Annotated in this window: 22 protein-coding genes; 12 read left to right on the plus strand and 10 right to left on the minus strand. The window is 62.2% G+C overall.

Features of this window, described 5'->3' with window-relative positions; all coding sequences use genetic code 11:
* Positions 1–7 precede the first annotated feature (7 nt).
* Positions 8–1,582 carry a 2-polyprenylphenol 6-hydroxylase gene (gene ubiB / locus J2X35_RS16210; RefSeq protein WP_310187354.1) on the plus strand — a complete coding sequence of 525 codons (1,575 nt, stop codon included), beginning with the start codon at positions 8–10 and terminating at the stop codon, positions 1,580–1,582.
* Between the two features lie 15 nt (positions 1,583–1,597).
* Here the strand turns inward: ubiB and J2X35_RS16215 are convergent, their stop codons facing one another.
* A complete protein-coding gene (locus J2X35_RS16215; protein WP_056111635.1) occupies positions 1,598–2,488 on the minus strand; it encodes a LysR family transcriptional regulator in 891 nt (296 codons plus the stop codon).
* Positions 2,489–2,945: 457 nt separating this feature from the next.
* On the opposite strand from J2X35_RS16215, the gene J2X35_RS16220 reads away from it, so the two are divergent.
* The 5 genes from J2X35_RS16220 to J2X35_RS16240 all read left to right on the plus strand — a co-directional run bounded on the left by J2X35_RS16220 (position 2,946) and on the right by J2X35_RS16240 (position 6,194).
* Positions 2,946–3,185, plus strand: a complete 240-nt coding sequence (locus tag J2X35_RS16220; RefSeq protein ID WP_056111632.1) for a hypothetical protein — start codon at positions 2,946–2,948, stop codon at positions 3,183–3,185.
* Positions 3,186–3,504: 319 nt separating this feature from the next.
* Complete coding sequence (locus J2X35_RS16225; protein WP_156459828.1) at positions 3,505–3,762, plus strand: hypothetical protein; 258 nt, start codon at positions 3,505–3,507, stop codon at positions 3,760–3,762.
* A 358-nt stretch (positions 3,763–4,120) separates the two neighbouring features.
* Complete coding sequence (locus J2X35_RS16230; protein WP_056111625.1) at positions 4,121–4,369, plus strand: hypothetical protein; 249 nt, start codon at positions 4,121–4,123, stop codon at positions 4,367–4,369.
* A 166-nt stretch (positions 4,370–4,535) separates the two neighbouring features.
* Positions 4,536–5,768: a bifunctional phosphopantothenoylcysteine decarboxylase/phosphopantothenate--cysteine ligase CoaBC gene (gene coaBC / locus J2X35_RS16235; RefSeq protein WP_310187359.1), complete on the plus strand. Its 1,233-nt coding sequence runs from the start codon at positions 4,536–4,538 to the stop codon at positions 5,766–5,768.
* A 180-nt stretch (positions 5,769–5,948) separates the two neighbouring features.
* Complete coding sequence (locus J2X35_RS16240) at positions 5,949–6,194, plus strand: hypothetical protein (RefSeq protein ID WP_310187362.1); 246 nt, start codon at positions 5,949–5,951, stop codon at positions 6,192–6,194.
* Positions 6,195–6,200: 6 nt separating this feature from the next.
* Here the strand turns inward: J2X35_RS16240 and J2X35_RS16245 are convergent, their stop codons facing one another.
* The 6 genes from J2X35_RS16245 to J2X35_RS16270 form a co-directional block, all read right to left on the minus strand.
* A complete protein-coding gene (locus tag J2X35_RS16245) occupies positions 6,201–6,683 on the minus strand; it encodes a DUF992 domain-containing protein (RefSeq protein ID WP_310187364.1) in 483 nt (160 codons plus the stop codon).
* A gap of 133 nt (positions 6,684–6,816) precedes the next feature.
* Complete coding sequence (locus tag J2X35_RS16250) at positions 6,817–7,290, minus strand: DUF992 domain-containing protein (RefSeq protein ID WP_310187367.1); 474 nt, start codon at positions 7,288–7,290, stop codon at positions 6,817–6,819.
* A gap of 188 nt (positions 7,291–7,478) precedes the next feature.
* The gene (locus J2X35_RS16255) at positions 7,479–8,324 is read right to left on the minus strand and encodes a tetratricopeptide repeat protein (RefSeq protein WP_056111615.1); all 846 of its coding nucleotides are present in this window, start codon (positions 8,322–8,324) and stop codon (positions 7,479–7,481) included.
* Between the two features lie 145 nt (positions 8,325–8,469).
* The gene (gene rpsU, locus J2X35_RS16260; protein WP_056115928.1) at positions 8,470–8,730 is read right to left on the minus strand and encodes a 30S ribosomal protein S21; all 261 of its coding nucleotides are present in this window, start codon (positions 8,728–8,730) and stop codon (positions 8,470–8,472) included.
* A 163-nt stretch (positions 8,731–8,893) separates the two neighbouring features.
* Complete coding sequence (locus J2X35_RS16265) at positions 8,894–9,286, minus strand: SET domain-containing protein-lysine N-methyltransferase (protein WP_310187372.1); 393 nt, start codon at positions 9,284–9,286, stop codon at positions 8,894–8,896.
* Between the two features lie 82 nt (positions 9,287–9,368).
* Positions 9,369–10,127, minus strand: a complete 759-nt coding sequence (locus tag J2X35_RS16270) for an SDR family oxidoreductase (RefSeq protein WP_310187374.1) — start codon at positions 10,125–10,127, stop codon at positions 9,369–9,371.
* Positions 10,128–10,377: 250 nt separating this feature from the next.
* On the opposite strand from J2X35_RS16270, the gene J2X35_RS16275 reads away from it, so the two are divergent.
* From J2X35_RS16275 to J2X35_RS16300, 6 genes are read left to right on the plus strand one after another with little or no spacing between them, the layout of a single operon-like run.
* Positions 10,378–11,631 (plus strand): sarcosine oxidase subunit beta, encoded by a 1,254-nt coding sequence (locus tag J2X35_RS16275; RefSeq protein WP_310187378.1) that lies wholly within the window; start codon positions 10,378–10,380, stop codon positions 11,629–11,631.
* 9 nt (positions 11,632–11,640) lie between these two features.
* Positions 11,641–12,000 carry a hypothetical protein gene (locus tag J2X35_RS16280; RefSeq protein WP_310187381.1) on the plus strand — a complete coding sequence of 120 codons (360 nt, stop codon included), beginning with the start codon at positions 11,641–11,643 and terminating at the stop codon, positions 11,998–12,000.
* Positions 12,001–12,003: 3 nt separating this feature from the next.
* Positions 12,004–12,300, plus strand: a complete 297-nt coding sequence (locus J2X35_RS16285; RefSeq protein WP_056111604.1) for a sarcosine oxidase subunit delta — start codon at positions 12,004–12,006, stop codon at positions 12,298–12,300.
* The gene (locus J2X35_RS16290) at positions 12,300–15,308 is read left to right on the plus strand and encodes a sarcosine oxidase subunit alpha (protein WP_310187384.1); all 3,009 of its coding nucleotides are present in this window, start codon (positions 12,300–12,302) and stop codon (positions 15,306–15,308) included. The genes J2X35_RS16285 and J2X35_RS16290 overlap by 1 nt, the downstream gene beginning before the upstream one ends.
* Complete coding sequence (locus tag J2X35_RS16295; protein ID WP_310187386.1) at positions 15,301–15,885, plus strand: sarcosine oxidase subunit gamma; 585 nt, start codon at positions 15,301–15,303, stop codon at positions 15,883–15,885. The genes J2X35_RS16290 and J2X35_RS16295 overlap by 8 nt, the downstream gene beginning before the upstream one ends.
* A 38-nt stretch (positions 15,886–15,923) precedes the next feature.
* Entirely contained in the window at positions 15,924–16,148 is a 225-nt protein-coding gene (locus tag J2X35_RS16300; protein WP_310187390.1) for a hypothetical protein, read from the plus strand.
* Positions 16,149–16,239: 91 nt separating this feature from the next.
* Here J2X35_RS16300 and J2X35_RS16305 read toward each other — a convergent pair whose 3' ends face one another.
* The 3 genes from J2X35_RS16305 to J2X35_RS16315 all read right to left on the minus strand — a co-directional run bounded on the left by J2X35_RS16305 (position 16,240) and on the right by J2X35_RS16315 (position 17,970).
* Positions 16,240–16,485 carry a DUF680 domain-containing protein gene (locus tag J2X35_RS16305; protein WP_310187393.1) on the minus strand — a complete coding sequence of 82 codons (246 nt, stop codon included), beginning with the start codon at positions 16,483–16,485 and terminating at the stop codon, positions 16,240–16,242.
* Positions 16,486–16,722: 237 nt separating this feature from the next.
* Complete coding sequence (locus J2X35_RS16310) at positions 16,723–17,367, minus strand: TetR/AcrR family transcriptional regulator (RefSeq protein ID WP_310187395.1); 645 nt, start codon at positions 17,365–17,367, stop codon at positions 16,723–16,725.
* A gap of 114 nt (positions 17,368–17,481) precedes the next feature.
* A complete protein-coding gene (locus J2X35_RS16315) occupies positions 17,482–17,970 on the minus strand; it encodes a MaoC family dehydratase (protein WP_056111588.1) in 489 nt (162 codons plus the stop codon).
* Positions 17,971–18,129 lie beyond the last annotated feature (159 nt).

Raw genomic sequence — 18,129 nt, forward strand, 5'->3', positions numbered from 1 at the left:
GCTCCGCATGAGCGCGCTCGGCGCGGGGTTCCGGCTCGTTCGGGCCGGCTGGGTGCTGGTGCGCGAGGGCGTCGTGGTCGCCATTCCGGGCGACCAGCTTTCCGGCCTGCCGAAGTTCGGTTGGCGGGTTGCCCGGCTCCTGACCAAGCGGCGGGCGCTCAGGCACGGGCGCACCGACCGGCTGGCGCAGGCGGTGGCCAGGCTTGGGCCTTCCTATGTCAAGCTCGGGCAGTTCCTGGCGACGCGGCCCGACGTCGTCGGCAATGACATTGCCGTCGATCTCGCCATGCTGCAGGACAAGATGCAGACCTTTCCCAAGGAAGCGGCGGTGGCCGAGATCGAGGCTTCGCTCGGACGGCCGATAGACGATCTTTACGTCAATTTCGGTGAGGCGGTCGCCGCCGCATCGATCGCGCAGGTGCACGTGGCCGAGGCGGCTTATGCCGGTTTAGCCAGACAGGTTGCCGTCAAGGTCATCCGGCCCGGCGTGCGACGGCGCTTCCAGCATGACCTTGAAAGTTACTTCCTCGCCGCGCGGCTGCAGGAAAAATACGTTCCGTCGACGCGTCGCCTGCGCCCCGTCCAGGTGACGGAGACGCTGGCCCAGACCACCAAGGTGGAAATGGACCTGCGGCTCGAGGGCGCCGCGCTGTCCGAAATCGGTGAGAACACCAGGGACGATCCGGGCTTCCGTGTTCCGTCCGTCGACTGGGAGCGCACCGGCCGCGACGTGCTGACCATGGAGTGGATCGACGGCATCAAGATGAACGATGTCGCGGCGCTGGCGGCGGCCGGCCACGATCTGAAGGCGATCGCGGCCAACCTGATCCAGTCGTTCCTGCGTCACACGCTGCGCGACGGCTTCTTCCATGCCGATATGCATCCGGGGAACATGTTCGTCGAGGCCGACGGCACCATTGTCGCAGTCGATCTCGGCATAGCCGGCCGGCTCGGCAAGAAGGAGCGGCGCTTCCTGGCCGAAATCCTCTACGGCTTCATCACTCGTGATTATATGCGGGTCGCCGAGGTGCATTTCGAGGCCGGTTATGTGCCGCACAAGCACGACGTGGCCGCTTTCGCGCAGGCGATCCGCGCCATCGGCGAGCCGATCCACGGCCAGCCGGCGGAGACGATCTCCATGGCCAGACTGCTGACGCTGCTGTTCGAAGTGACCGAGATCTTCGACATGGAGACGCGGCCGGAACTCGTGCTGTTACAGAAAACGATGGTGGTCGTCGAAGGGGTGGCGCGCACGCTCGACCCGGCCTTCAACATGTGGAAGACAGCCGAACCGGTGGTGGGCGGCTGGATACGCGGCAACCTCGGCCCGCGCGCGGTGCTGACCGATATGCGCGACGGCGTGGGCGCACTGGTTTCGCTGGCAAGGCAGGCGCCTGACCTGGCGCAACGCACCGAACGACTGTCGCGCGAGATTGACACCATGGCCGAACGCGGGCTGCGTTTCGACGAGGCCACGGCGCGGGCGATCGGCAAGGCGGAGGCGCGTTATTCGCGCTCGGGCCGGGTAGCGCTGTGGGCGATCGCGCTGGCGCTGATCTATATCGCCTGGAAGCTGTCCTGAGATTCAGCCTCTGGATCAGACCTTAGCCGTCAGTTCCGGCCCCGGCGCGAAATATTCCAGCAGGATGTTGGTCAGCGCCTTGATCTTGCGTGGCGGCTGAGATCCCGGCAGCCGGACCACATAGAGTCCCGCGTCAGGGGTCGGATAGTCGGCAAGGACCTGCACCAGGGCGCCCGAGGCGATCAGCGGCGTGGTCAGGAAATCCGGCAACATGGCGATGCCGAGCCCCTCGAGCGCCGCCGACAGCAGGGCCTGACCGTGGTTGGCCTTGAAGCGGCCGGTGGGGTGGATGATCAGGACCTCGCCCTTGACGTTGAAGCGCCAGGAATCCGCCCCCGTCGTAAGGGCCTCGTGATCGACAAGGTCGGCGGGCGTGGCTGGCATCCCATGCTGCGCCAGATAGGCCGGGCTGGCGACCACCTTGGCATGAAGCGGGGCGATGCGGCGGGCGACGAGGCTGGAATCCTCCAGATAGCCCGCCCGTATAGCGACGTCGAATCCGTCGCTGACGAGATCGACCATGTGATCGGTATACGAGGTCTGCACTTCCAGGCGGGGATAACGGCGCGCAAGATCGGCCATGACCGGCGCGAGATGGGTGACGCCGGAGAGCGGCGCGGCGACCCGCAGGCGGCCCCAGATTTCGTCGGTCGGAGATATGGCGTCGAAGGCGGCCTGGACTTCTGTGACCACACGGGCGGCATGTTCGCGCAAAGTGGCGCCTGCTTCCGTCAATGCGGCGCCGCGCGTGTTGCGGGCGAGAAGCTGCACGCCGAGGGTTTTTTCAAGACGCATGAGCCGACGGCTGACAATCGATTTTGCCAGCCCCATTCTCTGGGCGGCGCGAGTCAACCCTCCCGCATCAGCAACCTCCACAAAGGTCTGAAGGTCTTCAAAGCCAACCATGCTGAAATTTCCGCGTTTGGGCGATTGCGAAGCGCCGGAAGCGCTTCGCTCGAATATGGGGTCCTATGTCTTTTTTACAATGAAATCGACACACAAAGGCGGGAGCAGAAATCGCGGGTTCGAAAGATCGTTTTATTCCAACACCTTATGTAGTCCTGGGTATAAATTTAGGAGGGTTCCAGCCGTAGGCGTCGGCAAAAAAGTGCATAGCCGGCGTTGGTGAGGTGGTTCGGATTCTTATTGCGCTGCCATTTGCGATGCGGCGGCTGTTCCGTATTTTGCGACACAGAAAGACAGAATTCGACACTACCGGCGACTTGCAGCGACGCCTACCTGCGCTCCACAGGTGAACGAAGGAGACCCTGACGGACGACTGGAATTCCTCCCATGAGATCAGTCGGTCGCCGTGTTGATAAGTCCTTCGAATGCCTGTTTTTGGAGAGATAGGAACCACGTCATGAAGAAGTTTGCTATTGCTATTGCTGCTATTGCCGCATTGACCGGCGCGTCGTCCGCTTGGGCGGCCACGCTCGGCGCCCCGCTTTTGGCGGGCCAGGAAAATGCGACCGTTGAACCGGTCAGCGACTCCTATACCAGCCAGCTTGCCACCAAGTCGGTTCGCCGCGATGCATGGATGGGCAACCAGTCGGGTACGGTCGGCCAGGATCAGAACTCGCCGTTTCAGCACCAGGACTAAGTCGCTCACGCGACTGTGATGATGAGGGCGGGGCCAAACCCCGCCCTTTTTAGTTTTACGCCGCGTTGTTGTTGGAACATTTGAAACTCCAGCTCGTTTGGTCCCGTATACAGGTTGTTCCACTTCAAACAGATCAACGAAATCGAGATCAACAAAATCGAAGTGGTGCCGGAACGATCGAGCCAATTGGTAAACCCTGAAAAGATTAATTCAGGATTTCAATGAGTTTGATAAGGCAAATTCTTGCCTAACATTTTAACTCTAGAGCCAAGCTCCTTCACGGTCAGTCAATTTTGTATTCAACAACAGGATGAAGAAAATGAAAAAGTTTGTTTTTGCTATCGCCGGTCTTGTCGCTCTGAGTGGCGCGGCCTATGCCGAATCATCGAATGTTATCGGTGAGCCGACCTTGGCGGGTCAGCGCGTCGAGCAGGCTACGGTCCCGGTCGATACGCTGCGCATCAGCTCGATCAACCAGGGCTCCTACATGGGCGGGGGCTACATGGACAACACCATGGGCCAGGCCGATGGCGGCATGTACCAGAGTGAAGCTGGCCCCTTGAAGAGCCAGAACTAAGCCGAACGACGGCTTTACAAAAAAGGGCGGGAGCTTCGGCTCCTGCCCTTTTTCTTTGTTCTGTATCCAACGGCTTGTCCCCCGGACATGCCGGTCTCCGCTCGATCTTTGAACCGGATATTTGTGTCGTTCGCCCGCCGGCAAAGGCATTCCGCATCGTTCCACTTTTGGCAACGGACTGTCACAAAAACCGACACTGGTAATATGAGGCAGGCCTCACCATCTCTGTCCAGTGAGACGAACGAAAGAAACTGACAGACCCAGCGGCAGCCACGAATTCTCCCAAGACATCAATGGTTTACCGATTAGGCCGCTTTCCCCGCTCACAGGGTTTTTGTATCAACATAGGACGAATAAAATGAAAAAGTTTGCTCTTGCCATCGCTGCGCTTGTTGCGCTGAACGGCGTTGCTTTTGCCGCCGGTGAATCTTCCAACGTTCTGGGCGCGCCGACGCTTGCCGGCCAGAAGGTCAACCAGGCTGAGGCCGGTATCGACAAGCTCCAGACCAACTCGGTCCGCCGCGATCTCTATATCGACCACAACCGCGTTGTCGGCACCGGCGTCCAGTCGCAGCAGGAAGCCAATCCCTTCTACAATCAGGACTAAGCTTCCTGAAAAGGGACTGATCCATTAAGGCGGGAGCTTCGGCTCCCGCCTTAATTTTTGCTCTTAACCCCAGATTGTTTCCAAGCTTTTCAAGGGCTTCGATTTCCTCCATACCGTAAGCGGCCGGCTTGTCGGCTTGAACGCTTCGCACAGGATCGATCGCAGCATGGCGCTTTCGGACAATCGCATCCTGCTCATCATCGGTGGCGGCATCGCCGCCTACAAGGCGCTGGATCTGATCCGGCGGCTGCGCGAGCGGGGTGCTTCGGTGCGCTGCGTCATGACCAGGGCGGCGAAGGAATTCATCACTCCGCTGTCCGTCGGCGCGCTGAGCGCGGATCACGTCTTTACCGATCTTTTCGACCGTCAGGACGAGCAGGATATCGGCCATATCAGGCTGGCGCGAGAGGCCGACATCATTGTCGTCGCGCCCGCAACCGCAGACTTGATGGCGAAGCTGGCCAGCGGCCTCGCCAACGATCTGGCATCGGCCGTGCTGCTCGCGACTGACAGGCCCGTGCTGATGGCGCCGGCGATGAATCCAAAGATGTGGTCGCACCCGGCGACGCGGCGCAATCATTCCGTGCTGAAGGGCGACGGTGTTCACTTCATCGGGCCTGCCAAGGGCGAAATGGCCGAAAGCGGTGAGGCGGGCGAGGGCCGCATGGCCGAACCGCTGGAGATCGTCGCGGCAGCGGAGGGCCTGCTGCAAGACGGGCCCAAGCCGCTCGCCGGCACAAAGATCGTCGTCACCTCCGGGCCGACGCACGAACCGATCGATCCGGTCCGCTATATCGCCAACCGTTCATCAGGCCGGCAGGGCCACGCGATTGCGGCGGCGCTTGCCCGGCTGGGCGCCGATGTGCGGCTGGTCTCGGGGCCTGTCGCAATCGCCGATCCGTCCGGCGTTAAAACGATCCATGTCGAGCGCGCGCAGGAGATGCTGGAGGCCGTCGAAGCGCAGCTGCCGGCCGACGCGGCCGTTTTCGTCGCGGCGGTTGCCGACTGGCGCGCCGCCAGTTCGGCAGGGGAGAAGATCAAGAAGGTGCATGGTGAAGGGCCGGCGCCGCTGCAGATGGTCGAAAACCCGGATATCCTGGCTACTGTGGGCCATCATGCGAAGCGGCCCCGTCTGGTCATCGGCTTCGCCGCCGAAACGCAGGATGTGCAGAAGAACGCCGAGGCCAAGCTCAGGAAGAAGGGCGCCGATCTGATCGTCGCCAACGATGTCTCGCATGACAGCGGGATCGGTACGGGGGGCGTCATGGGCGGCGATCGCAACCGGGTGCGGATCGTCTCGAAGGCCGGTGTCGAGGAATGGCCGGAAATGAGCAAGGACGAGGTCGCGGCGCGCCTTGCGGCGCTTGTCGCTGAAAGGCTGAAGACCTTCACCGTCTAAGGCATCCGGGCTCTGAGTGTTCAGCGAGACAAGCAGGCGCGGCACTGGCCGGGAGACGTCCGTGCTCCATTTCTGTTTGAGGTTGGCGGAACAATCGGCCGTCGTCGTGGTGCGATGGGCATGTGTTTGCCACGTTCTCGGGTCACAAGAACCGGAACGGTTTCGGATCAGGAGATCACAATGCGAAAATTTGTCCTTGCGGCCGCCGCGCTTCTCGCGCTTACCGGCACGTCGTTCGCCGCCGGGGAAGAAGCCATTCACCTCGGCGACAAGACGATCGCCGGCCAAAAGGCCTATGGCGAGCCGAACTACGACCGTCCCGGATTATTCGACGTTCTGCGCAACGGCATCTTCAAGGGCAATCCGGAGCCTGTTCGCAATTCCGGCAACGACCCGTCGGACCGAAAGATCATCGACCAGCAGTAAAGCCGTTCAGTTGGACGTGCTGCGGAGCTGAAACTGGCTGACGCCGATCGCGAGATTGAAGCCGGTCTGAGTCTGGACGCTGAGCGGCTGCAAGGTGAAGGCCTGATTGAAGCCGCCGACCAGAAGGTTCGCTCCAGCGCCGACCGCGGCGGTGATTTCGGCGCTGGCGCCGACATAGTCTCCAGCCAATGCACCGGGCGCATAGATATTTTCAATCGGCGCCAACACGATCCATTGCATGACAGTCTGTTTCGTCTGGCCGATATCCAGTCCGTATTTGTTGACGGCGCCGAAATAGGCCTCCGGCGCGAAGGTCGTGTTTGCCGGCGTGAAGTTGCAGGAAAGGTCCTTGCTGGAGCCGAAGATAAATCCGGTGCCGCCGCCTATGGCGCAGTCGAGTACGCCCAGTTCCAGCCCGCCATCCTGGGCTTGCGCAGAATCGAGGGCCAATACGGCGCAAAGGCCGATGGCTAGAAATGCTGCGCGCATGTGGATGTCGCCCTCCCTGACGGTTGCAAACGCTAGAGGAATTTTACGCCGAAGCAATGCGCCGCCCGGTGGACCCGTTTGACAAGGAAAAAGGCCCGCCTCTTCGAGAGGGGCGGGCCTTTTTTGGAAGCGCTTATTTCAGCGAGTGGATCAGGTCGACCGACGTCACCGCGACCGCCAGATTGAGGCCTGTCTGGGCCTGCACGCTCAGGGGCTCAAGGTTGTACGAATTGTGGAAACCGCCGAGCAGCAGGTTGGCGCCGCCGCCGGTGACGATGGACGCTTCGGCATTCACACCGTAGTAGCTGCCGGCGAGATTGCCTTCATCATAGTGACGCGACGGGGCAAACACAGCCCATGTCAGTTGTCCCTGATGGGTCTTGCCGACATCGACGCCGAGCTTGGAAATGAGGCCGGTGTAGCGTTCCGACGGACCGCCATTGGAGCGGCGGAAAATGCAGTCCACGCCCTTGTGGGAGGCGATGACATAGCCGATGCCACCTTCGATGGTGCAATCGAGGACACCGAGCTCGACACGGCCTGCGTGCGCCGGAGCGGTGGCGAAGGCCAGGGCGGCGAGAGTGGCGGACAGAGCGAGTTTCTTCATTTCAAAGGTCCTTTCTTGCAATGCAGTTTCAACAACGGTGCAATCGGAGGACCGTTCCGCGCAAACCTTGGCGGGATAAAGGCATCGTTAAAGATCGGTGCCTGGCGTGGCCGATGCGCCACGCCACATTTCGGCGATTTGGGCCGGACGGCCCACATCGTTTCGACCAGATTTTATGAGTTCACGAGCTAGGAGTTGGAGACGCGCGCCAAGCCATCCTTGGCGGGCTGATAGCTCGGGTTCAGCCGGACGGCTTCACGGTAGGCCTTGGCCGCTTTCGGCTTGTCGCCGCGCCGCTCGTAGATCAGCGCCTGGTTGGCCCAGGCCTCGGCATTCTTGCCGTCGAGCTTGATGGCCATGTTGAAGTCGGAGAACGCATTGTCCTCGTCGTTCGTGGCGAGATAGGACAGGCCACGCCCGTTGTACGGCTCGGAAGCATCGGGCGCCAGCGAGATGGCGGTCGAGAAATCCTCGATGGCGAATTTGTGCTGACCCTGCTGTTGATAGATCAGGCCGCGGTTGTGGTAGGCGCGGGCATCGGTGGTATCGAGCTGGATTGCCTTCTGGAAGTCGTTGAAGGCGTCCTGCACGCGACCAGCCTTGCGATAGAGATTGCCGCGGCCGATATAGGCTGCGTCGTAGCTGGCGTTGATCTGGATCGAACGGTTGTAGTCGGCCAGAGCCTTCTGCTGATCGCCCATGAAGCGGTAGATCAGGGCCCGGTTCGAATAAGCCTGGTAGAAGCTGGGGTTGAGCTGGACGGCGGTATCGAAATCCTTCAACGCCGCCTGGTACTGGCCGCTGCGTCCATAGGCGGAGCCGCGGACATTATAGGCCTCGGGGTCGCGCGGATTGCGCTGGATGACGGCCGAGAGGGAGGAAATGTTTTCGGTCGACCCCTGCGCCTTGTCGATATTGGCCAAGCCGGCCGTCGGCGCGGTCTGGCAACCGGCCAGCGCGAGACCCGACAACAGGGCGGCCGTCAGCGCAAGGCCGCGCCATGCGGGACGGTGGTCTCCAGTCAAAACGTTCATCGCTGCCTTGTCCTCATATCGGCTGCGCGTCTGCCGGGCCCTCTTACCGACTCGCGTCCGTCATTCCCATCAAACAAAAAGGTGGCGGCGATTCTGCATCGCGCCACCTTGGGTATCCTTCGAAAAGGACGAAAAATTGACGTGATCAGCGCGGCGGGCGGGCGGCGCCGGCAGCCGCGGGAGCCGGGCGCGGCGTCATCGGCAGCAAGCCTTCACGCTGGGCGCGCTTACGGGCCAGCTTGCGGGCGCGGCGAACAGCCTCGGCCTTTTCGCGGGCGCGCTTTTCCGAGGGCTTCTCGTAGTGGCCACGCATCTTCATTTCACGGAAGATGCCTTCGCGCTGCATCTTTTTCTTGAGCGCGCGGAGCGCCTGATCAACATTGTTGTCGCGGACGAGTACCTGCACGGGCAATCCTGTCATTCGGTTTTGTTCAACAGGCAAGTGGCAATAGACACATGCCTCCGCAGCGGTATCCACCGCGAATTGCCGCGGCTGATAGCAGAATCAGGAGATTGTGTCCACAGGCTTTGAGGGACCGCCGGCAATTTGACTGTACTGCCGGTCGAAATCAGCCATCGGCCTTTACGGAATGGTGGTTTTCGAAGTCCTCGAAGAACTCGCCGTAATCGCAAGTGATCTCCTCGCCGGCGGCGATGTCTCGAATGGCGGTGGCGCCGCCATATTGCGAGAAATCGGTATTCGGCCTGGATGAATGGTTCATGAAGCGGCCGTTGTCGACCTCATAGACCATGAACCCCGGCTGGTCCGGGCTGGGGTAGGCATAGATGTCGAGCAGTTCCTTGAGATGAGGTGGGGCGCTCCGGTATTTCTCTAGGGGGATCAGTCGGTCGAAGTCCGGATCGAGACGCCAGATAGGTGTGCCTTTCCCTATCGGTTCGGCGGCGAAAACACCGACGCCGTCGATCCTGCTCGGCGCGACAGAGGTTTTGACCAGCAACATGCCTTTCCGATCCCGTTTTGCGATCCGTCACAACAGGATTCGTCCAAAAGCGCAGTCAAAAGCAAGATGAAAGCTTCAACGACTACGTTCTGTTGATCGAAACGCCGCCATCGGCAAACAACGCCGTGCCAGTGGTGAAACTCGACGCATCGGAAGCGAGGTAAAGAGCGGAGCGTGCAATCTCTTGCGGCTGCGCGATGCGCTTGAGCGCATGAAGGCTTTCGACAAAGGCGCGCTCTTCCGGTGTCTTGAAGGTCGCGGCATCTGTATCGGTCCCGCCAGGCAGCAGCGCATTGACACGCAGGCCTTGGCCCCCGTACTCCGCAGCCAGCACCTGGGTCAGGCCGACCAGTCCCGCCTTGGCCGCAGCGTAAGCAGCCATACCCGGCATACCGGTGGTGATGCCGACAAAGCTGGACGTGAAGATCAGCGAACCGCCGCCGCGCGTCAGCATTGCCGGTATCTGGTATTTGGCTCCGAGAAACGCGCTGGTCAGGTTGGTGTCGAGGGTCTGCTGCCAGGACTGCCGCGCCATGTCCGGAATCGGGCCCATGACACCAACGGCGCCGACATTGTTGAAGGCAACGTCCAAGCCGCCGAAACGGTCGAGCGCCAGCTCCACCATCGCTTTGGCATATGCTTCGTCGTTGACGTCCCCCGCCAGCGCCACAGCCTCACCGCCATCGGCCTCGATTTCGGAAGCTAGCGCATTGAGTTCGGCGCTGCGGCGCGTGGCGATGACGATTTTAGCGCCCTCCTCGGCGAAGAGCTTTGCCGTGGCGCGCCCGATACCGGATGATGCGCCGGTGACGATGGCGACTTTGTTTGCGAGAGCGAGCATGGTGTGGTCTTCTTGTCGATTGCGACCGGCCGATATTGCCGGCGATACGCCTTGGTCGCAGCCACCCGATACCGGCTGAGCCGATGGACGCGAGACGTTTGCCACTCTGACGCAAAGCGGCACCTGTCGTCGCAAACAGCGCAAGGGTGGCCCGGCTGTTTCGCTAGTGATAGACCTCGCAGCAGGAAGGGCGGCGAAAGGGCGCGAGACCCGCCGCCATCCCCGAGAACTCAGGCCCGAGGCCCCGGACGTGAAGAAATATTCGGTATTCGCCATCGCCCGCGAAGCCTTGCGCGGCCACAAGGGCTGGGAACAGCAATGGTCTTCGCCCGAGCCGAAGAAGGACTATGACGTCATCATCGTCGGCGCGGGCGGCCATGGTCTGGCGACCGCCTATTACCTGGCCAAGGAGCACGGCATCACCAATGTCGCCGTGCTGGAAAAGGGTTGGCTCGGCGGGGGCAACACCGGCCGCAACACCACCATCATCCGCTCCAACTACCTGTATGATGAATCCGCCGGCATCTACGATCATGCGGTGAAGCTGTGGGACGGGCTGTCGCAGGATCTGAACTACAATGTCATGTATTCGCCGCGCGGCGTGATGATGCTGGCGCACAACATTCATGACATCCAGGTGTTCAAGCGGCATATCCACGCCAACCGGCTCAACGGCATCGACAATGAATGGCTGACGCCGGAAGAGGCCCAGGCATTCTGCCCCCCGCTCAACATATCGAAAGATGCGCGCTATCCGGTGATGGGGGCGGCGCTGCAGCGGCGCGGCGGCACGGCCCGGCATGACGCGGTCGCCTGGGGGTATGCGCGCGGGGCGAATGCGTGCGGCGTCGACATCATCCAGAATTGCGAGGTGACCGGCATCAAGCGCGCCGCCAATGGCTCCGTTATGGGCGTGGAGACCTCCCGGGGCTTCATCGGAGCGAAGAAGGTCGGCGTCGTGGCCGCGGGTCATTCATCCGTCGTCATGCAGATGGCCGGCGTGAGGATGCCGCTGGAAAGCTATCCTTTGCAGGCCTTGGTGTCGGAACCGGTCAAGCCGGTGTTTCCCTGCGTGGTGATGTCGAACACGGTGCATGCCTATATCTCGCAGTCCGACAAGGGCGAACTGGTGATCGGGGCGGGCACCGACCAGTACATCTCCTATTCGCAGACCGGCGGGCTGCACATCCTCAACCACACGCTGGACGCCATCTGCGAGATGTTCCCGATGTTCACGCGCATGAAGATGCTGCGTTCGTGGGGCGGCATCGTCGACGTGACGCCGGACCGCTCGCCGATCCTGGCCAAGACGCCGGTGAAGGGGCTCTACGTCAATTGCGGCTGGGGCACGGGCGGCTTCAAGGCGACGCCGGGTTCGGGTCATGTCTTCGCCCACACGATCGCGCGCGACGAGCCGCACCCGATCAACGCACCGTTCACGCTGGAACGCTTCCGCACCGGCCGGCTGATCGACGAGGCCGCCGCGGCGGCTGTGGCGCACTGAGCAAGTCCGGTGACGAAGAGAACGAACAGACGATTTTTTATGATGGGTGCCTGCGCAGCGCTGCTCACCGTGCTCGCCGCGCAGGTGCATCAGTACACCGGCTCTGAATTCGCCTACCATCTAGTAGGGGTCTTCATGTTCGCTGCATTCTTCCTACTAGTGGTTTTGGGAATTGGTCCATGGGCGGGAACACTGGCACTGAAGTATCCCATTCATAACACCGAGGGATTCCGCAAAGACTATTCTGCGGAGCCCGAGAAGGAAATCGGTGGCTATTATTCACAAGGCTGGCAGCGAAGGATGGAACGCGTTGGTCTCAGGAACACGAAAGCGTTTGGCCTTTATATCGAACCAGACGGGAAGAGTTGATTCATGCTCCTGATCCGCTGTCCCTATTGCGAGGAAGAGCGCCCGGAACTCGAGTTCCGCAACGCCGGCGAAGCACATGTCGTGCGTTCGTCGGAGATGACCGCGACAAGCGACGAGGATTTCGAGGCGTTCTTCTTCATCCGCTCGAACCCCAAGGGCATCATTTATGAGCGCTGGCGGCATATCCATGGCTGCGCGCGCTTCTTCAACGCCGTGCGCGATACCGTCACCGACCGGTTCGTCATGACCTACAAGGCCGGAGAGAAGAAACCGGCGAGATTGCCGAAGGTGGGGAAATAATGACCGCTTCCTACCGCATCCCCGGCGCGGGCCGCTTCAGCCATGCCAAGGCGGCGAGCTTCACATTCGACGGCCAGTCCTTTGCTGGCGTCGAGGGCGACACGCTGGCTTCGGCGCTGTTGGCCAACGGCGTGCATCTTACCGGCCGGTCGTTCAAGTATCACCGCCCGCGCGGCATTCTTTCGGCCGGCGCGGAAGAACCCAATGCGCTGGTGCAGATCGTGCGCGATGCCGCGCGCACGACGCCGAATGTCCGGGCGACTGTGCAGGAACTCTATGCGGGACTGACGGCGCATTCGCAAAACCGCTGGCCGTCGCTTTCCTTCGATGTCGGCGCGGTGAACGATATGGCCTCGCCATTCTTTTCCGCCGGCTTCTACTACAAGACCTTCATGTGGCCGAAGGCGGCGTGGAAAAATCTGTACGAACCGAAGATCCGCGCCGCTGCGGGCCTCGGCGTTGCGCCGGACCAGCCGGACCCGGACCATTATTCCTCGCGCTTCGCCCATTGCGACGTGCTGGTGCTGGGCGGCGGCGCGGCCGGACTGGCTGCGGCGCTGGCGGCGGCTGAGAGCGGTGTGCGTGTCGTCATTGCCGATGAGCAGGCTGAACTGGGTGGTGCGCTGCGGTTCGAGAGCGGCGCCAGGATCGAAGGGCAGGACGGCTGGAGCTGGGCACAGGGTGTGGTCGCGCATCTCAAGACGATGCCGAACGTGCGGGTGCTCTCGCGCACCACGGCATTCGGCTACTATGCGCAGAATTTCATCGGCCTGACCGAGCGTGTCAGCGACCACCTCGCGGCTCCCGGTCGTGACCTGCCGCGCGAACGGCTCTGGCAGGTTCGTGCGAAAAAGGTGATCCTTGCCACCGGCTCGATCGAGCGGCACATGGTTTTCGCCGACAATGACCGGCCGGGCGTCATGCTGGCCTCGGCGGCGCGGACCTATCTCAACCACTACGGCGTTGCCGTCGGCAAAAATGTCGGGATTTTTACCGCCAATGATTCCGCCTATGCGGCGGCTCTGGACCTGAAAGCCGCCGGCATCGCTATCGCGGCCATCGTCGATCTGCGCGACAACCCGGCCGGCGAGCTGGTCGACCGGGCTCGCGCCGCCGGCATTGAAATCCACGACGGCCGCGCGGTGGTGCGGACCGGCGGCAGGCTGCGCATCTCATCCATGACCGTGCAGCGGCGCACGGGCGGCGGCGAACGCACCATTGCGGTCGATGCGCTTTTGATGTCGGCGGGCTGGACACCGTCGGTTCACCTGTTCTCGCAGTCACGTGGCAAGGTTGTGTTCAACGACGAGGTGAAGCGCTTCCTGCCCGGCACCTATGCGCAGGACTGCGTCTCTGTCGGCGCCTGCAACGGTACGGACGGGCTCGCCGCATCGATTGATGAAGCTTATGCCGCCGGAACCAAAGCGGCGCGCGAGGCGAGGGGCGGTGCGGCCGCCGGGAAGTCGGAAAAGCCGGCCAAACCCAAAGTCGAAGCCAGCGAAGGCTGGTCGCGCGGCATGGTTGGCGCGGCGCCCGGCGCCGGACCCGGCACCACCGTCAAGGCCTTCGTCGATTTCCAGAACGATGTCACCGCCAAGGATATCCGCCAGGCCGTGCATGAGGGCATGCGCTCGATCGAGCACGTCAAGCGCTTCACCACCAACGGCATGGCGACCGACCAGGGCAAGACGTCGAACATGCATGGCCTTGCCATCGCCGCCGACGAACTCGGCAAGACAATCCCGGAAGTCGGGCTGACGACCTTCCGCGCGCCCTACACGCCGGTGACGTTCGGCGCCATCGTCAACCATGCGCGCGGGCCGCTGTTCGAGCCGACGCGGCGTACTGCCATCCACCCCTGGTCCGAGCGGAACGGCGCGGTGTTCGAGGATGTCGGCCAGTGGAAACGCGCCTGGTATTTTCCGCAAGCCGGCGAGGATATGCACAAGGCCGTCGATCGTGAATGCGTGACGGTGCGCAAATCCGCCGGCCTGTTCGACGCCTCGACGCTCGGCAAGATCGAAGTTGTCGGGCCGGACGCCGCGAAATTCATGGAACTGCTCTACACCAACCCATGGGAGAAGCTGGAGCCAGGCCGCTGCCGCTATGGCATCATGCTGCGCGAGGACGGCTTCATCTATGATGACGGCGTGGTCGGACGGCTCAGCGCCGACCGCTTCCATGTGACGACGACGACCGGCGGCGCGCCGCGCGTCATGAACCACATGGAAGACTATCTCCAGACGGAATTCCCGCATCTGAACGTCTGGCTGACCTCGACCACCGAGCAATGGGCGGTGATCGCCGTGCAGGGTCCAAAGAGCCGGGAGATCATCGCGCCGCTGGTCGAGGGCATCGACATGGCGGACGAGGCGATGCCGCATATGTCGGTGCGCGAGGGAAAGATTTGCGGCGTGCCGACGCGGCTGTTCCGCATGTCGTTCTCGGGCGAACGCGGCTTCGAGGTCAACGTCCCCGCGGATTATGGCGAGGCCGTATGGGAAGCGCTGTGGGCCGAGGGCCAGAAGCACGGCGCCTGCGCCTACGGCACGGAGACCATGCATGTGCTGCGCGCCGAAAAGGGCTACATCATCGTCGGCCAGGATACGGACGGCACGGTGACGCCGAGCGACGCCGGCCTCGACTGGGCGGTTGGCAAGAAGAAAACCGATTTCGTCGGCATTCGCGGCCTGAAGCGGCCTGACCTCGTGGCCAAGGGCCGCAAGCAGCTTGTCGGGCTGAGGACAAAGGACCCGAAAATTGTGCTGGAGGAGGGGGCGCAGATCGTCGCCGATCCGAAACAGCCGATCCCGATGACGATGATCGGGCATGTGACCTCAAGCTACTGGTCGGAGAATTGCGGCCGCTCGATCGCGCTGGCGCTGCTCGCAGGCGGACGGGACAGGATGGGCGAAACGCTGCATGTGCCGATGCCGGACGGCGTTATCGAGGTGGAAGTGTCAGGCACGGTGTTCTTCGACGAGACGGGAGGGCGGTTGAATGGTTAGGGCGCCCGTGAAAAAGCAGGCAGTAGTGAAGGCTGACGGCGCCGAACGCCGTCCGGCCCTTGCTGGTCAGGAGGCTTCGGCGACCGGTGTCTCTGTCACCGTGTTGCCGCCCGCCGAACGCATCTCGTTGCGCGGGTCCGATGCATCGCGCGCGGCCTTGTCGAAGGCGTTGGGCCTGACTTTGCCACAGACACCCAAGACCTCAGCGGCCAAGGGCAAACGCACGGCGTTGTGGCTGGGACCAGATGAATGGCTGGTGATCGACGAGGCCGGCAAAGACCCACTCGCCGATTGCGCCAAGGTTTCGGCGCTGCATTCGGCGGTCGGCATCTCGCACCGCAATGTGGCGGTGGCCGTGGCCGGGCCGGCGGCGGGAGCGACGCTGAACGCCGGCTGCCCGCAGGATCTGTCGCTTGCTGCTTTTCCGGTGGGGGCCTGCTCGCGAACGGTCCTGGGCAAAGCCGAGATCGTGCTTTTGCGGACGGCGCAGGATGCATTCCGCGTCGAATGCTGGCGTTCCTTCAGCGACTATGTCTTTACTTTCCTGCAGGAGGCGATGCGGGACGCGGCAGCCTGAAAGGCTGCGCGGCAGGCCGTTCGCCACGGAGACACGACATGGCTGCCTCACCGAAATCCGGCAAGCCGGGCAAGACATCGGCGGTGAAATCACTCGAGGACGAACGCCGTCATCCGGATATGCTCGCGGAATTGGACGAGGGGCTGGAGGACACGTTCCCGGCCAGCGATCCGGTTTCGATCACGGCGACGGCCATTCCCGGCGCACCCTTCAAATCCGGCACGCCGAAGAATGTTGCCGGTATGAAAAGGCGGAAGAAATAGCGCCCAATGACCAAAGTCGGCGAGGTTTCCCTCACCGCCTTTGGTATTTCAAGGTCCGCGCTGCGCGCTTTAAAGCGGCAGTTTAAGCCGATCAGAAGCTGCTCGGCATGATCCAGGGGTTCACCTCGATGCCGAGGCGAGGGGTCTTGGCTTCGGCTGAGCCGGGGTTCACGGCGGAATGCCTGGCTTCGACCGAGCCGGTCGAGACGCAATCCAGTTTCACATTCGCATTGGTCTGGATGCAGGCGGTGGGCTGCGTGGTCTGGACAGGCTCGCCGGCAAAGGCGGCGCCAGCGAAGGCAGCCAGGGCAGCAATGGCAAGAACGGTCTTCTTCATGGTCTTTCTCCGGGGCAAATTCTTTCCGTACATGTACGGTATGGCGTTCATGTACGCCTGCCGATGGAGAAGTTCAAGTCAGAAAATGTACATGTACGAAGAATTTTTCTGATCACGTGTCTCCAAGGGCTCGATCGATATGAACGAGACCGCTGTCACGGGGCCTGAGTGGGTACGATATTCTATGGGCGAGCCTCGAAGGAGGCACCCGTCCTCAATCGGCTTTCGCGGCGCAATTCAGCAGTTTGCGGGCTGGTCGCTCAGGGGTTCGACTTCCTTGTCGGCCAGGCCGGCGATGGTGAAGTCGCACATGCGGCGCACGAAGGCTTGCGGATCGCCGAAGGGATAGAACGGAAAGGTGATCAGCAGCGATATGGTGCCGTGGCCCACCGCCCACAGCATGGTGGCGATGGCGCGCGGATCGCCCTTGAGCTTGCCGGCTGCGACGCAGGCCTCGACGCGGTCGATCAGCACATTCATGGCCGGGTTGCCGTTCTCCATCTCCTGGAAGCTGCGGCCTTCCGGCGCCTTCAGCTTCTCGGTCATGAAGACGGTGCGGTACTCGTTGGGATTACCGAGGCCGAAGGCGGCGTATTCGGTCATCACGGCGCGCAGCGATTCCATCGGATCGTCGGATTGATGCTCCTCGATGCGCCGCGCCAATGTTTCGAAAGCATCTTCGGCGAGCGCGAAGAGGATGTCCTGCTTGTCGGTGAAATAGGAATAGACCGACATCGGCGCATAGCCGACGCGCTGCGCCAGTTTGCGGATGGTCAGCCCCTCGTAACCTTCTTCCTGGACGAGCTTGTGGGCCGCGGCCAAAAGGTCGGATCGCAGGGCCGCCTTATGCTGTTCGCGGCGTTTTTGTACGGTCAGCGCCAATGCGGCTGCCTTTCTCGTTCTCTGCGGTCAGAATATATACGCCGTACTTCCGACGACAAGATGTCGCAGGGGAAGCTCGTGCAGCAGGTGGCCGGAAGCTCGGCGCTTGCCGTATCAGGATGCAGCGGGTTCCGCCGTTTCCGGTTCGACGAAGGTCAGGGTCAGCCAGCGGGCGGTGAGCGCCGGCTTCTTGCTGCCTTCGATCTCGATCGTCACGTCGTGCGTCGCCTGCACCCAGCCGGACGGCCGCGCCTTCACCTCGGCAAGGACGAAGCGGGCGCGGATGCGTGCGCCGGTCTTGACCGGAGCCAGGAAGCGGATCTGGTCGAAGCCCTGGTTGACGCCCATCTTGCCGTTCTCGAGCGGCGGCAGCGTTTCGAACGTCATGGCCGAGAGCAGCGAAAGGGTGAGAAAACCATGGGCGATGGTGCCGCCGAACGGCGTTTCTTTCGCAGCGCGTGCCGGATCGCAATGGATGAACTGGTGGTCGTCGGTCGCATCGGCGAACTGGTCGATCATGGTCTGCGTGACGACGCGCCAGGGCGATACGCCGACCTCGGCGCCGACGCTGGCCAGCAATGCATCAAGTCGGATCGCTTCCACCCGGCCGTCTCCCGCACCGACGGCCTCAGCCGTCCTCTATCATCGGCGGCACACATAGAGCGTGACGGCGCCGATGTCACCCGGTGCGGGGGGGCGTTTATGGAAAGGTAGACGGCGGGGCCGCTTATCTCGTCGGATGGTAAAAATGCGGGCTTCAGT

The sequence above is a fragment of the Mesorhizobium sp. BE184 genome, from assembly GCF_031457045.1.
Taxonomy (GTDB): domain Bacteria; phylum Pseudomonadota; class Alphaproteobacteria; order Rhizobiales; family Rhizobiaceae; genus Mesorhizobium.

Coding starts and splice junctions, on each gene's coding strand:
- J2X35_RS16255 (WP_056111615.1), bottom strand. CDS start 8,324: ATGAACGTTTTGACTGGAGACCACCGTCCCGCATGGCGCGGCCTTGCG.
- J2X35_RS16250 (WP_310187367.1), bottom strand. CDS start 7,290: ATGAAGAAACTCGCTCTGTCCGCCACTCTCGCCGCCCTGGCCTTCGCC.
- J2X35_RS16290 (WP_310187384.1), top strand. CDS start 12,300: ATGACCGCTTCCTACCGCATCCCCGGCGCGGGCCGCTTCAGCCATGCC.
- J2X35_RS16265 (WP_310187372.1), bottom strand. CDS start 9,286: ATGTTGCTGGTCAAAACCTCTGTCGCGCCGAGCAGGATCGACGGCGTC.
- coaBC (WP_310187359.1), top strand. CDS start 4,536: ATGGCGCTTTCGGACAATCGCATCCTGCTCATCATCGGTGGCGGCATC.
- J2X35_RS16245 (WP_310187364.1), bottom strand. CDS start 6,683: ATGCGCGCAGCATTTCTAGCCATCGGCCTTTGCGCCGTATTGGCCCTC.
- J2X35_RS16305 (WP_310187393.1), bottom strand. CDS start 16,485: ATGAAGAAGACCGTTCTTGCCATTGCTGCCCTGGCTGCCTTCGCTGGC.
- J2X35_RS16295 (WP_310187386.1), top strand. CDS start 15,301: ATGGTTAGGGCGCCCGTGAAAAAGCAGGCAGTAGTGAAGGCTGACGGC.
- ubiB (WP_310187354.1), top strand. CDS start 8: ATGAGCGCGCTCGGCGCGGGGTTCCGGCTCGTTCGGGCCGGCTGGGTG.
- J2X35_RS16225 (WP_156459828.1), top strand. CDS start 3,505: ATGAAAAAGTTTGTTTTTGCTATCGCCGGTCTTGTCGCTCTGAGTGGC.
- J2X35_RS16300 (WP_310187390.1), top strand. CDS start 15,924: ATGGCTGCCTCACCGAAATCCGGCAAGCCGGGCAAGACATCGGCGGTG.
- J2X35_RS16215 (WP_056111635.1), bottom strand. CDS start 2,488: ATGGTTGGCTTTGAAGACCTTCAGACCTTTGTGGAGGTTGCTGATGCG.
- J2X35_RS16240 (WP_310187362.1), top strand. CDS start 5,949: ATGCGAAAATTTGTCCTTGCGGCCGCCGCGCTTCTCGCGCTTACCGGC.
- J2X35_RS16220 (WP_056111632.1), top strand. CDS start 2,946: ATGAAGAAGTTTGCTATTGCTATTGCTGCTATTGCCGCATTGACCGGC.
- J2X35_RS16230 (WP_056111625.1), top strand. CDS start 4,121: ATGAAAAAGTTTGCTCTTGCCATCGCTGCGCTTGTTGCGCTGAACGGC.
- J2X35_RS16285 (WP_056111604.1), top strand. CDS start 12,004: ATGCTCCTGATCCGCTGTCCCTATTGCGAGGAAGAGCGCCCGGAACTC.
- J2X35_RS16270 (WP_310187374.1), bottom strand. CDS start 10,127: ATGCTCGCTCTCGCAAACAAAGTCGCCATCGTCACCGGCGCATCATCC.